Source organism: Variovorax boronicumulans, assembly GCF_030812215.1.
GTDB lineage: Bacteria > Pseudomonadota > Gammaproteobacteria > Burkholderiales > Burkholderiaceae_C > Variovorax > Variovorax boronicumulans_C.
Genome location: NZ_JAUSSG010000004.1, coordinates 134,542 through 147,018 on the forward strand (window position 1 = coordinate 134,542; position 12,477 = coordinate 147,018).

15 protein-coding genes are annotated in these 12,477 nt (G+C 69.4%); 4 read left to right on the forward strand and 11 right to left on the reverse strand.

What is annotated here, in order from left to right:
* Nucleotides 1-12: 12 nt before the first annotated feature.
* Complete coding sequence (locus tag J2W23_RS12555) at nucleotides 13-882, reverse strand: LysR family transcriptional regulator (protein ID WP_307648965.1); 870 nt, start codon at nucleotides 880-882, stop codon at nucleotides 13-15.
* A gap of 111 nt (nucleotides 883-993) precedes the next feature.
* Here J2W23_RS12555 and J2W23_RS12560 point away from each other — a divergent pair, with 111 nt between their 5' ends.
* Both J2W23_RS12560 and J2W23_RS12565 read left to right on the forward strand, forming a co-directional pair.
* Entirely contained in the window at nucleotides 994-1,392 is a 399-nt protein-coding gene (locus tag J2W23_RS12560; RefSeq protein ID WP_176659243.1) for a tautomerase family protein, read from the forward strand.
* A gap of 40 nt (nucleotides 1,393-1,432) precedes the next feature.
* Entirely contained in the window at nucleotides 1,433-2,809 is a 1,377-nt protein-coding gene (locus J2W23_RS12565; RefSeq protein ID WP_307648966.1) for a tetratricopeptide repeat protein, read from the forward strand.
* A gap of 10 nt (nucleotides 2,810-2,819) precedes the next feature.
* Here J2W23_RS12565 and J2W23_RS12570 read toward each other — a convergent pair whose 3' ends face one another.
* Entirely contained in the window at nucleotides 2,820-3,515 is a 696-nt protein-coding gene (locus tag J2W23_RS12570) for a histidine phosphatase family protein (protein WP_307648967.1), read from the reverse strand.
* Between the two features lie 31 nt (nucleotides 3,516-3,546).
* The gene (locus tag J2W23_RS12575; RefSeq protein ID WP_307648968.1) at nucleotides 3,547-4,200 is read right to left on the reverse strand and encodes a Yip1 family protein; all 654 of its coding nucleotides are present in this window, start codon (nucleotides 4,198-4,200) and stop codon (nucleotides 3,547-3,549) included.
* Nucleotides 4,201-4,356: 156 nt separating this feature from the next.
* On the opposite strand from J2W23_RS12575, the gene J2W23_RS12580 reads away from it, so the two are divergent.
* A complete protein-coding gene (locus J2W23_RS12580; protein ID WP_176659239.1) occupies nucleotides 4,357-5,067 on the forward strand; it encodes an alpha/beta fold hydrolase in 711 nt (236 codons plus the stop codon).
* A 14-nt stretch (nucleotides 5,068-5,081) separates the two neighbouring features.
* Here the strand turns inward: J2W23_RS12580 and pcp are convergent, their stop codons facing one another.
* From pcp to J2W23_RS12615, 7 genes are all read right to left on the reverse strand, one after another.
* Nucleotides 5,082-5,738: a pyroglutamyl-peptidase I gene (pcp, locus tag J2W23_RS12585; protein WP_307648969.1), complete on the reverse strand. Its 657-nt coding sequence runs from the start codon at nucleotides 5,736-5,738 to the stop codon at nucleotides 5,082-5,084.
* A gap of 41 nt (nucleotides 5,739-5,779) precedes the next feature.
* Nucleotides 5,780-6,520, reverse strand: a complete 741-nt coding sequence (gene pxpA / locus J2W23_RS12590) for a 5-oxoprolinase subunit PxpA (RefSeq protein ID WP_176659237.1) — start codon at nucleotides 6,518-6,520, stop codon at nucleotides 5,780-5,782.
* 67 nt (nucleotides 6,521-6,587) lie between these two features.
* Entirely contained in the window at nucleotides 6,588-7,586 is a 999-nt protein-coding gene (locus J2W23_RS12595) for a 5-oxoprolinase subunit C family protein (RefSeq protein WP_307648970.1), read from the reverse strand.
* On the reverse strand, nucleotides 7,583-8,245 hold the full coding sequence (gene pxpB, locus J2W23_RS12600) for a 5-oxoprolinase subunit PxpB (protein WP_307648971.1): 663 nt from the start codon (nucleotides 8,243-8,245) through the stop codon (nucleotides 7,583-7,585). Before pxpB ends, J2W23_RS12595 begins: the two co-directional genes overlap by 4 nt.
* Nucleotides 8,246-8,251: 6 nt before the next feature.
* Nucleotides 8,252-8,755 (reverse strand): pantetheine-phosphate adenylyltransferase, encoded by a 504-nt coding sequence (gene coaD, locus J2W23_RS12605; RefSeq protein ID WP_042582798.1) that lies wholly within the window; start codon nucleotides 8,753-8,755, stop codon nucleotides 8,252-8,254.
* Between the two features lie 43 nt (nucleotides 8,756-8,798).
* On the reverse strand, nucleotides 8,799-9,455 hold the full coding sequence (locus J2W23_RS12610) for an RsmD family RNA methyltransferase (RefSeq protein ID WP_307648972.1): 657 nt from the start codon (nucleotides 9,453-9,455) through the stop codon (nucleotides 8,799-8,801).
* Between the two features lie 38 nt (nucleotides 9,456-9,493).
* Nucleotides 9,494-10,129: a LysE/ArgO family amino acid transporter gene (locus J2W23_RS12615; RefSeq protein ID WP_307648973.1), complete on the reverse strand. Its 636-nt coding sequence runs from the start codon at nucleotides 10,127-10,129 to the stop codon at nucleotides 9,494-9,496.
* 76 nt (nucleotides 10,130-10,205) lie between these two features.
* Between J2W23_RS12615 and J2W23_RS12620 the strand changes: the two genes are divergently transcribed.
* Nucleotides 10,206-11,114, forward strand: coding sequence for a LysR family transcriptional regulator ArgP (locus J2W23_RS12620; protein ID WP_307648974.1), 909 nt, complete (start codon nucleotides 10,206-10,208; stop codon nucleotides 11,112-11,114).
* A gap of 3 nt (nucleotides 11,115-11,117) precedes the next feature.
* Here the strand turns inward: J2W23_RS12620 and J2W23_RS12625 are convergent, their stop codons facing one another.
* Entirely contained in the window at nucleotides 11,118-12,461 is a 1,344-nt protein-coding gene (locus tag J2W23_RS12625; protein WP_176659231.1) for a M16 family metallopeptidase, read from the reverse strand.
* Between the last annotated feature and the right edge of the window lie 16 nt (nucleotides 12,462-12,477).

The following is a 12,477-nucleotide window of genomic DNA, read 5'->3' on the forward strand; positions in this document are numbered from 1 at the left end:
CTCAAACCATCTTCACGCCAGATGGGTGGCCAGCATCTCGCGGGCCCGGGTCACGAACGCCGTCTCGCCCCGGCGCCCGGGCAGGAGCTGGAACGCGACCTTGGGCAGGGCCGGCAGGCCGTGCGGCGGCGCCAGCCGGGTCACGCCCTCGCACACCGCGGATTCGTTCAGGCACGCGACCCCCAGCCCCGCGGCCAGCGCCGACTGCAAGCCTGCCACGCCTGACGCCACGTGAGCGAGCACATACGGCACGCGCCGCCGCCGCAACAGCGCCACGGTGAACTGGTGCAGCGAGCAGGTGTCCGGCAGCGCCAGCAGCCGCACCGGCTCGCCCCGCGCCACGCGCAGGCCGGTGGCGCCCAGCCATGCGAGCGATTCGCGCCGGATCAGCGAGGCCTTCGCGCCCTGCGCCGAGGACAACGATGCGCCCGCGATGTCCATCGCCAGGCCGACGTCGAAGTCGCCGTGGGCATAGGCGGCGCGCAGTGCATCGCTCTTCAGGATGGTCACGTTCAGCCGCACCTGCGGATAGCTTTCGCCGAGGCGCCCGAGCAGCTGCGTGAGATCGCCGGGACGGAAGTAGTCGGTCACGGCCAGCCGCAGCTCACCCTGCAGCGTTTCGCCGTGCAGGTCGCGGAACGCCTCGTCGCTGAGCGCGAGGATGCGCCGCGCATACGCCAGCAGCCGCGTGCCCGCTTCGGTGGGCGCGACGCCGGCCTTGCTGCGCGTGAGCAGCGACTGGCCCGCGCGCTCCTCGAGCTTGCGCATCTGCTCGCTGACGGACGACTGGGAGAGGAACACGCGGGGCGCGGCGGCCGTGAGGCTGCCCGCGTCGATCACCGCCGCGAGGGTGCGAAGTTGTTCGAGATCGAAGGTCTGCATGGCTCCATCCATTCGATAAACCGATGGCTCTCATCATATCTTCCCGCTTTTCCGATGACCATCGGAATCCCACAATCACCCCATCGTTCATTCATTCCACAGGAGTCCGCCATGCCCCACATCGTTGTCCACCTCTCCGGCGAACCCGACGCCGTCCTCACCCGCAAGACCGTCGACACCGTCGCCGAACTCACCCAGAGCGTGCTCGGCAAGCAGTTGCCGGTGATCGCCATCACCGTGCAGTACATCGCCGCCGACGCCTGGTTCATCGGCGGCCAGACGCTGGCGTCGCTGGGCAAGTCGGCCTTTCACCTGGACATCAGCATCACCGACGAGACCAACACCAAGGCCGAGAAGGCGCGCTACCTGCGCGAGGTGCATGCGGCCATGGCGAAGATCCGGCCGAACCTGCACGAGGTGTCGTACATCCACGTGATCGATGCGCGCGGCGCGGCCTACGGCTACGGCGGAAAGACCCAGGAGTACCGCCACCAGCAAGCCGGCGTCTGAAGCCCTTCCCGGTGTCCCGGGGGCGTGGCACCATGCCGCCATGCCCTCCGGAACCCCGCACGCCGCCGACAGCCTCGGCAATCCGCTCACCCTGGACGACCCCGCCAGCCTCGCGCTGGTCGAGGACTTCGTCATGGGATTCATCTCGACCGAGTCGCGCGCCGTCAACCTCATCGCACTGGCCGACACCGATGCGAGCCCCATCGTGCAGGCGTACTGCGCGACGCTGCACCTCTTTGCCGAATCGCGCGATGCCGTGGCGAATGCAAGGCCGTTTCTCGCGAAGGCCCGTGTCGGCGCTGCGCGTGCCACGCCGCGCGAGCAACGCTACATCGCGGCCATCGACGCATGGGCCGATGGCGACATCGCCCGCGCCATCGCGCTGCATGCAGAACAGGCACACGAATTTCCGCGCGACCTCGTCTCGGTCAAGCTGGGCCAGTACCACTGCTTCAACACCGGTGACTGCCCCGGCATGCTGCGGCTCGCGCTCGCGGTGCTTCCTTCCGCCGCCGACGTGCCCTACGTGCACGGCATGGCTGCCTTCGGCTACGAGCAATGCCACCTGATGCGCGAGGCCGAGGCCAGCGCGCGGCTGGCCATCGCCATGTGCCGCAAGGAGCCGTGGGCGCACCACGCGCTCGCGCATGTGATGCTCACCGAGGGCCGGCTCGCCGAAGGCCTGGCGTTCATGGAGAGCGTGAGCGACACCTGGGTCGGACTCAACTCTTTCATGGTCACACACAACTGGTGGCATGTGGCGCTCTTCCTCATCGACCTGGGCCGCGACGCCGAGGCGCTCGCGGTGTACGACGCGCATGCCTGGGGCGTGGTGAAGGACTACTCGCAAGACCAGATCGGCGCCGTGTCACTCCTCGCGCGGCTGGAGCTCGCAGGCATCGACGTCGGTGCGCGCTGGGACGACGTGGCCGGCTACCTGCTGCAGCGCCAGGCCGACCACGTGCTGCCCTTCCTCGACCTGCAATACCTCTACGGCCTCGCGCGCGCCGGGCGGGCCGAGGCCGACGTGCTGCTGCGCAACATCGAGGCCTTCGCGCCCGGCGCACCGCCCTCGACGCGCGCCGCCTGGCAACGGGTGTGCGTGCCAGCCGCGCACGGACTTGTGGCCCATGCGCGCGGCGATTTCGCAGGTGCCATCGAGGGGCTCGGCGTCGCGCTGCCGCGCATGATCGAGATCGGCGGCAGCCACGCACAGCGCGATCTGTTCGAGCAGGTGTACCTCGATGCACTGGTGCGCACCGGCAGCGAGTCGACACTCGCTGCGGCACAAGGCATCCTGCAGCAGCAGCTCAACGGCCAGCCCGAGTCGCTGCGGCTGCGGCGGCAGGCGGGGTCCGTCTATGCACGGCTCGGCCTTGGGCAACTCGCCGCTGGAAGCGTGCCGGCAAGAGCCTGAACGAAGCGCCTCAGCCCTTGCTCTTCAGGTGCCGCGTCTGGTCGTAGGCCGGCTGCGGCGGCAAATCGGCGAGGTGGCGTGTGTCGGCCCACTCGACGATCTCGATCGCATCCGGCGCAGCCGGATCGGCGATGCGGATGCGGTTGAAGCCCGCATTGGGAATGTCGCTCCGGCGCGGCCCGCTCAGGCTCAGCCCCTTCGCGGTGCGCCACACCATGTCGAGCACACCGCCGTGGGTGACGATGATCAGGTGCTGCCCCTTGTGGGCGGTGGCGATCGTGCCGAGCGCCGCGACGATGCGTGCATGGAACTCGCGTGCCGTCTCGCCTTCGGGCATCGCGTGGTCTTCGCGGAACTCCAGCCACTCTTCCCACGCGCGCGGATGCAGGCTCTGGATCTCGTCGGAGCGCATGCCTTCGACGATGCCGAAGTACTGCTCCCGCAACCCCGCCGAAGTGACCACCGGCAGCGACAGCTGCAGCGCCGCCGGGGCGGCTGTTTGCTGGGCGCGCATGAGGTCGCTGCTGATCAGGTGCTGCGCCGTTTCTCCCGCGAGCCTCAGGCCGATGCGGCGCGCCTGTTCATGGCCGATGTCGTTGAGCGGCACATCCGCATGCCCCTGGAAGCGCAACTCGCGGTTCCAGGCGGTTTCGCCGTGACGGATCAGGATGATGTCGGTGGTGGTGTCGGGTTTGGGCGTTGGCATTGCCGCCCATTTTCCACCGGGCGCGTGACGCTCAGGTCTTTGCGGCTGCCAGCTGTTGCACGGCCGCCACCGCTTCGCCCACGAAACCCATGCCCGTGCCCATGCCGACGCGCGCGGGCGACGGCGTGAGCAATGCCAGCACCCAGGCGATCACGAAGCCGCCGACGATGGCGCAGATCACCACCACCGCCGTGTACGCGATGGCCTTGTCGGGCGGGCACTTCATCAGCACCGGCAAGCCCAGGTAGAGCAGGTAGATGCCGTAGAGCGCCGCCACCGCGCCCAACACCGACAGCGATGGCAGCAGGCTGAAGATGCCGCCGACGAAGCCCGCCGTGCTGGCATAGGCCGACAGCTTGAGCGCGCCGGCCTGGCTCTTGGTGCCTTCGAAGGTCGGTGCCATCGCATCGATGATGAGAGCGAGCACGAACACCATCACCAGCGACAGCACGTAGCCCACGACCATGTTGGCAAGCCCCGCGACGATCGGCACGCGGAAATTGACACCGAAGGCGCCGAGGCCGACCACCGAGAGGCCGATGAAACTCGCCACCGCGGGAATGAGCGCGAGGATCATCACGTAATTCTTGTAGAGCGAAGCGGCATCGGCCGGCTCCGCATCGATCACGGGCCAGGTGGCCTTGGGCTTGAGCAGGATGTCCTGCGCACGTTGAACCAGGTTCATTTGTTGTCCTCGACTTGAAGCGCGAATGCGCGCGCGAAGTGCGTCGCGCAGCGCCCGAAAGTATGTCGATCAAGACCCGCAATGGCTGCTGGCCATGAAGCCTATGCCGTGACCTATGCCGTTATGCCGGCTTTCGCGATCGCGCAAAATCGCCCCATGCCCCACCTCGTTCTACTGCCCGGCCTCGCCTGCGACGAGCGCCTCTGGGAGGCCCAGCGGCCTGCCCTTCCCTCCGCATTCGACGCCCGCGTGAGCGACGTCCAGACGCGCAACGACACCATCGAAGCCATGGCCGCTGCCGTGCTGCGCGAACATGCGGGGCCGCTGGTGCTCTGCGGTGCGTCGATGGGCGGCATGGTCGCGATGGAAGCGGCCCGCCAGGCGCCCGAACGCATCGCAGGGCTCGCCCTGCTGGGCACCAGCGCGCGGCCCGAGCCGCCCGACATGTTCGAGATGCGCGAAGCCGCCATCGAACTCTTCGAACGCGGCGAGGCGCGCGACGTGATCGAGGCGAATGTCTATTTCGCCTTCCACCCCACGCAGGCCGACGACCCGGTGCTGGTGCAGCGCTATCTCGACATCGTGCTGGATGCCGGCACGGCCCAGCTCATCGCCCAGAACCGCGCGGTGATGCGGCGCCCCGATGCGCGTCTGCACCTGGCCTCGCTGCGCGCCCCGGTGCTGTTGATGTGCGGCGACGACGACAAGCTCGCGCCGCCCGAGCACACACGAGAAATGGCGGCGCTGCTGCCGCAGGCCGAGGTGGTGTGGGTGCCGCAGTGCGGCCACATGCTGACGATGGAGAAGCCCGACTTCGTCAACGCGGCGTTGAACGCCTGGCTCGCGAAGACGTTTCCGTCGGCCTGAAAAGGCTCAGCCTCTCAGTGCAGCTGGCCGCCGGTCTCGGCCACGTCCTGTTTCACCGCGAGCGCGGTGGCGACCGAGATGCGCAGCGCCTCGGTCATCGTGGCGAGCGACATGCTCGGCGCACCCGGAAAACGCGCCGCCTGCTCGGGCAGGTAGGGAATGTGGATGAAACCACCGCGCACGCCCAGCAAACCGGATACCGGATGCGTCGCGATGCGGTGCATCAGCCCGTAGAAGATGTGGTTGCAGACGAAAGTGCCCGCGCTGTTCGACACCGAAGCAGGAATGCCGGCCGCGCGCAGGTCGCGCACGATGGCCTTGATCGGCAGCGTCGAGAAGTACGCAGCCGGTGCGCCTGGCACCACCGGCAGGTCGATCGGCTGGTGACCCGCGTTGTCGGCGATGCGCCCGTCGTCGATGTTGATCGCGATGCGCTCGGGCGTGATCTCGGCGCGGCCACCGGCCTGGCCGACGCAGAGCACCAACTGCGGCTTCAGTTCGTCCATGGCGTTGGCCAGCGCCTCGATGGCGTCGCCGAAAACGCACGGCATCTGGCGCGCATGCACGGTGGCGCGGCCGATCTTCACGCCGTCGAGTGCGCGAACGGCCTCCCACGAAGGATTGATGGCTTTGCGGTCGAACGGGTCGAAGCCGGTCAGCAGGACGCTCATGCGTTTCGCTTCGGTCTTGTTGCGCATGCCGTGCACACGGTTCAAGCCATCGCGCGAACGGCAATGCCTTCGGCCTGCAGCCGCTCGCGGATGCGGCGCGCAAAGGCCAGCGCATGCGCGCCGTCGCCGTGCAGGCACACGGTCTGTGCATTGACCGCCACCGTGCTGCCGTCGATGGCGGTCACCCGGTGGTCGCGCACGAACGAGAGGGTCTGCGCGATCGACTGCTCCTCGCTCTCGATCAGCGCGCCGGGCTGGCTGCGCGGCACGAGGCTGCCGTCGGGCATGTAGCCGCGGTCGGCGAACACTTCTTCCACGGGCGTGAGGCCGGCGCGGCGCGCGGCGTCGATCATGTTGCTGCCGGCGAGGCCGAAGAACTTGAGCGTGGGGTCGAAGCGGCGCACAGCCTCGCAGAGCGCATCGGCGAGCTCCGGTTCCTTCACCGCCTGGTTGTAGAGCTGGCCGTGCGCCTTCACATGCGCGAGCTGGCCGCCCTCGGCCTTGACGATCGCGGCGAGCGCGCCGACCTGGTAGAGCACGTTGGAGACGATCTCGTCGGGCGGCAGGTGCATGGTGCTGCGGCCGAAGTTCTCGCGGTCGGGAAAGCTCGGGTGCGCGCCGATGGCCACGCCGTGTTCGATGGCCCAGCGCACGCACTGGCGCATGGTCTTGGCGTCGCCCGCGTGCCAGCCGCAGGCGATGTTGGCGGAGCTCACGAGGCCGAGCAGCGCTTCGTCGCTGCCGGCGCCTTCGCCGAGATCGGCATTGAGGTCGATGTGCATGGGGAAGGTTCCTTCTTCTTCAACGGGCCGGCACCGGCGCGGCCCGCTGGCGGTGTGCTCGCACAGTCTATGCCGCACCCGGCCAGCCTGCCACGGCGAGGCCTTGTGCCACCTGCGCCAGGTAGCGCTGCTGCTCGGCCCACGCGGCCAGCGCCTCGGCCATGTCGACCTGCACGAGGCGCAGCTTGCCGTTGAGCGGCGCCTGCGCGAGCTTCCAGAGGTCGGCGCGAATCACCACGCCGATGCGCGGATAGCCGCCTGTGGTCTGCGCATCGCCCATCAGGATGATCGGCTGGCCCGAGGGCGGCACCTGGATCGTGCCGGGAATCACGCCCGAGGAGAGCATGTCCCCCGCGCGTTTGCGCTTGAGTTCGGCGCCCGCGAGCCGGCTGCCCATGCGGTTGCTCTGCGAGGTGATGCGCCAGCGCTCGCCCCACAGCACCTCGCGCGCGGCGAGCGTGAACTGTTCGAATTCGGGACCGGGCAGCACGCGCAGGGCGATAGCGCCGTCGGCTTCTTCGGGGCCCCAGTCGGGGCCGCGCAGGCCGAAGGGCTTGCGTGCGCGCTGTGCGGCGTCGAGCCGCGACGGGCCCAGCGGCAGCTTGTCGCCCTTGCGCAGGGCCCGGCCTTCGTGGCCGCCGAAGCCGGCCTTGAGGTCGGTGCTGCGCGAGCCGAGCATGGGCGCCACGTCGATGCCGCCCGCAATCGCGAGCCAGCTGCGCAGGCCCGTCTTTTTCGCGCCAGACGCGTTCGCGCCCTGGAGCTTGAGCACCTGCCCCGCCGCCACCGGCACGCTCCAGCAGGGCCAGAGCGGCATGCCGTCGAGCTGCGCGCTGAAGTCATCACCGGCGAGCGCAATGCGCGTGTCGGTCTCGAAGCGCACTTCGCAGCCGCCCATCGTGAGTTCGAGGCCCGCGGCGCCATCCACATTGCCGACCAGCCGGTTCGCGAGCGTGAGCGCCAGCACGTCGAGCGCGCCGCCGGGACAGATGCCCAGTTGGCGATGGCCGTGCCGCCCGAGGTCTTGCACCGAGGCCAGCAGGCCGGGCTTCTGGACGACGATCATGTCTGCACGCTCTCGACGACGAAGCGCACGCGGTCTCCCGGACGCAGCAGGGTGGGCGACCCGGCCGTCGGGTCGAACATCTCGAGCGACGTGCGGCCGATGAGCTGCCAGCCGCCCGGCGACACCAGCGGATAGATGCCGGTCTGTTCGCCGCCGATGCCGACCGAGCGCGCGGGCACCGCGGTGCGCGGCTCCGCGCGGCGGGGCGTGGCAAGTTCGGGGGCAAGGCCGCCCATGAAGGCGAAGCCAGGGAGAAATCCGAGCAGGTACACCACGTACTCACCCGCGCTGTGGCGCCGCACGACTTCCGCCGGCGTGAGGCCGGTGTGGGCCGCGACGTCGCCGAGGTCAGGTCCGTGCTCGCCGCCATAGGCAACGGGGATCTCGACCAGCCGGCCTTCGACGGCCTTGGCAGAAAGCTTCGGCCAGGCTTCGAGTACCTGCGCGGTGAGTGCATCGAGTTCGATCGCGGTCGGATCGAAGGTCAGCGTGAGGTTGTTCATGCCCGGCAGCACTTCGCCGACGCCGGGCCATTCGCGGGCTTCGGCGGCCAGCGCCCAGATGCGCTGCTGCTGCACCAGCGTGGCCGGCGCCGGCAGCTCGCACAGGAGCGCTGCATCCCCGAGCAGATGCAGGCGGGGTGGCGGCAAGCCGCTCATCGCGGTTTATTCACGGCCGAGGCTGCGAACTTTCGCCGCCAGCATGTGCTCGACGTTCGGCGAGACGAACTTGTTGACCTCGCCGCCGAGCATGGCGATCTCGCGCACGAAGGTGCTGGAGATGAACTGGTACTTGTCGCTGGGCGTGAGGAACACGGTCTCGACATCCGGCATCAGCGAGCGATTCATGCCGGCGAGCTGGAATTCGTAGTCGAAGTCGGTCACGGCGCGCAGGCCCCGCACCATGGCCTTGCCGCCGCGCGCCACCACGAAGTCGCGCAGGAGCCCCGAAAAGCTCTCGACGGTGACCTGGTCGCTGTAGGGCTTGACGGCCTCGCGGGCCATGTCCATGCGCTCCTGCAGGGTGAACAGCGCCTTCTTGTGATGGCCCGCCGCGACGGCGACGATCACCTTGGAGAAGAGTTGGGTTGCACGGCGCACCACGTCCTCGTGACCGAGGGTGATGGGATCGAATGTGCCCGGATAAACCGCGATGACGTTGCTGGCCATGGTTGCTTGTTCCTCATGCAGCCGGTGCGGCTTGTTCGGCGGATTATGCAGTCCCCTCCGAGGCCAGCCGCAACAGGTGCGCATGCACCGCACCGGCTTTCAGGTAACGAAAGCTTGCGAGGCCGAAGGCTGCCAGTTCCTCGTCGTTCCATTGGCGCGGGGCTTCGAGATAAACGACGCCGCCGGGGCGCAGCGCGCGCGCCGCGGCGCGCAGGGCAGGCTCGTAGAGCGCAGTGCTGTCAAAGGGCGGATCGAGAAAGACGGCGTGCAGGCTGCCCGCGGTCGTGCGCTCCAGCGCCGTGACGCCGTTGCCGCGCTCGATGCGCACGGCCTCGGCCGACAGCTTGGTTTTCGCGGCCTGCAGTTGCGCGACCAGACCCGCATCCTGCTCGCACAGCAGCACGTTGGCCGCGCCGCGTGAAGCCGCCTCCAGGCCGAGCGCACCGGTGCCCGCGAAGGCGTCGATGCAATGCCAGCCCGGCAGTTCGCCACCGCCCGCGCCCGCCAGGCTCGCGAGCCAGTTGAAGAGCGTCTCGCGCACGCGGTCGGGCGTGGGGCGCAGGCCCGGCTTGTCGGCCACCGCGAGACGGGTGCGCTTCCATTGCCCGCCGATGATGCGGACCTCGCTGGGTCGCGCTGGGCGCGCAGGGCGCTTGGCTGCGGGCGGACGGGGGGCTGCGGCGGCTTTCTTCTGGGGCATGCGGCGAGCTTAACGCCGCGGCATCGGCGACCGGCCGCTCAGGCGCCCGTCAAGGCACGCCGCGCCAGCATCGCGGCCAGCACGAGCATGGTGCCGCCGATCAGCGCGTCGAGCATCTGCCAGGCGCGCGGACGCGCGAACACAGGCGCGAGCAACCGCGCGCCGAAGCCCAACGCGGTGAACCACAGCACGCTGGCCATCGAGGCGCCCGCGACGAACCAGACCTTGAGCGAGCCTGCGTACTGCGCGCCCGCGCTGCCTACGAGCAGCACCGTGTCCAGGTAGACATGCGGGTTCAGCAGCGTGAAGCCCGCCGCCTGCGCCACCACGGCCGCGCGCGAGAGCGAAACGCCCTGCGCCGTCGCCTGCAGGGCGCCGGGCTGGCGCGAACGCCAGAGCGCGCGCAAACCGTACGCACACAGGAACGCCGCGCCGAGCCCCGCGAGCACCGTCGCAAGCATCGGCCGGCCCCTCAGCGCCTCGGCCATGCCGGCCACGCCGGCGCCGATCAGCACAGCGTCGCTGGCCGCACAGAACAGCACCACGGCGCTCACATGCTCGCGCCGCAATCCCTGTCGCAGCACATAGGCGTTCTGGGCGCCGATGGCGACGATGAGCACCAGGCTCATGAAGAGCCCGTGGAAGAAAGCGGTGGTGGCGAATTCGGCAGACATGGGCCCAAGCTTGCCGCGCGTCAGGTATTAATTCAAACTAAACCTCTTAACTTCAATTCAGTTTGGCTAAATCAAGATGCTCGACTACGCCGCCCTCAATGCCCTGGCTGCCGTCGTGCGCGAAGGCAGTTTCGAGCGCGCCGCGCGCGCGTTGAATGTCACGCCCTCGGCCGTCTCGCAGCGCGTGAAGCTGCTCGAAGAGCGCACGGGCGGCGCGCTGCTGGTGCGCGGCCAACCCTGCGTCGCCACCGAAGCGGGCCTGCAGCTGTGCCGGCACGTGGAGCGCGTGGGCATGCTGGAGCACGAACTGCGCGACGCCCTCCCCGCCCTCGGCATGGGGGGCGAGGCGCACGAACACGTCACGGTGCGCGTGGCCGTCAATGCCGACAGCCTGGCGACCTGGTTCATGGCCGCGGCCACGACCTTCGCCGTGCAGGAGGAAGCCGCGCTGCTCGATCTCTCGGTGGACGACCAGGACCACACGGCCGAGCGCCTGCGCAGCGGCGCCGTGCTCGCGGCGGTGACCGCGCTGGCCGAGCCGGTGGCCGGCTGCAACAGCGAGGCGCTGGGCACGATGCACTACGTGGCGGCCGCGAACCCCGAATTCGTGAAGCGGCATTTCGCCAAGGGAGTCGGCGCGCGAACGCTGGCGAGCGCGCCCAGCCTGGTGTTCGACCGCAAGGACCGCTTGCAGGCGCGCTGGGTACGCCGCATCTGCCATCGCAACGTCGAGACGCCGCGGCACTGGATTCCATCGTCGAACGCGTTCGTCGAGGCGGCATGCGCGGGCATGGGCTGGGGCATGCATCCGGCCAGCATGGTGGCCGACGCGATCCGCGAAGGTGCGCTGGTGGAATTGGTGCCCGGCTCGACGCTGCCGGTGCCGCTTTACTGGCAGCAGGCGCGCGCGGCGCCGCAGTTGCTCAAGCGGCTCGGCGCGGCGGTGCGTGCGGCCGCGACAAGCGGCCCGCACGCACTGGCGTAGCGGCTACTTGCCGCCCACCACCACCGTCACCATCCGTGCGGGCTGCAGCTTGCGCGCAAACGCCGCCTTGATGTCGGCCGCCGTGACGGCGTTCATGCGTGTGGTCCAGGTATCGAGATAGTCCAGCGGCAGGTCGTGCCAGGCGATGTTGGCGACGTTGCCGATGAGCTTGCGGTTGCTGTCCAGCAGCAGCGGAAAACCGCCGATCAGGTTGTCCTTCGCGGCCTTCAGCTCGCTCTCGGTCGGGCCTTCGGCCACGAACTTCGCCAGCACTTCGCGCGACATCTTCACGGCCTCCTCGGCCTGGTCGGGCCGGGTCTGGAAGCCGATGCGGAAGGCGCCCGCATCGAGCCCCGGCGCGAAGCCGCTGTAGATGCTGTAGGTGAGGCCGCGCTTCTCGCGCACCTCGTTGGTCAGGCGCGAGACGAAACCGCCCCCGCCCAGCACATAGTTGCCGAGTGTGAGCGCGAAGTGGTCGGGGTCCTTGCGCGGGTAGCCGGGCTGGCCGATGAAGACGTGGGCCTGGGCGGAGTCGAACGGGATGCGCTCGTCCTTCGGCCCGGCGAGCGCGGCCACGGGCGCGATGGCGGGCAGCGGCGCGCAGCGGTCGGCCGCGGGCAGGCGCGACATCAGCGTGATCGCGATCGACTCGGCCTCGGCGCGCGTGACCGCGCCCACGATGCTGAGCTTGGCGCGGCACGGCACGATGAGCTGTTGGTAGCGCTCGCGCATCGCAGCGGTGTCGATGCGCGCCAACGTTTCCTCGGTGACCTCTTGCCCGTACGGATGCACGCCGTAGACGGCCTGCGCGAACGCGCGGCCGGCGATGGTCGCGGGCTTGGTGTTGGCCTCCTTGATGGAAGCGTTGATGCGTTCGCGCTCGCGCAGCCACACGTCGTCGGGGAACGAGGGCTCGCCGAGTTCGCGCGAGGCCAGCGCGACGGCCTTGCCGAGCAGCGCCGGATCGGAAAGCGTGCGCAGCGAATAGCTCATGCGGTCCGTGCCCGCGCTCACGTCGAAGCTCGCGCCCAGGTCGGCCCAGGCTTCGCCCAGGGCGTTCTGGTCGAGCGCCGGCTCGCCGTTCTTGCCGGCGCGCACGCCCTTCTCGACCATCGCCGACGTCGCGCTGGCCAGGCCCGCCTGCGGCGCCGGGTCGCGCCGGCTGCCGGCGTCGAAGTCGACCTGCACGTCGACGATCGGCAGCGCGTTGGTCGACACGAGATAGATCCGGGCGCCGTTCGGGAGCGCCCAGTGCTGGATGGGGAGCGCGGCCTGCGCGCTGGTCAGGCCGAGGACGGCGGTGCCGGCAAACACGGCGCGCAGCGCCAGTTTCTTGAGAGTGTTCATGGAGATTCCGGACCTG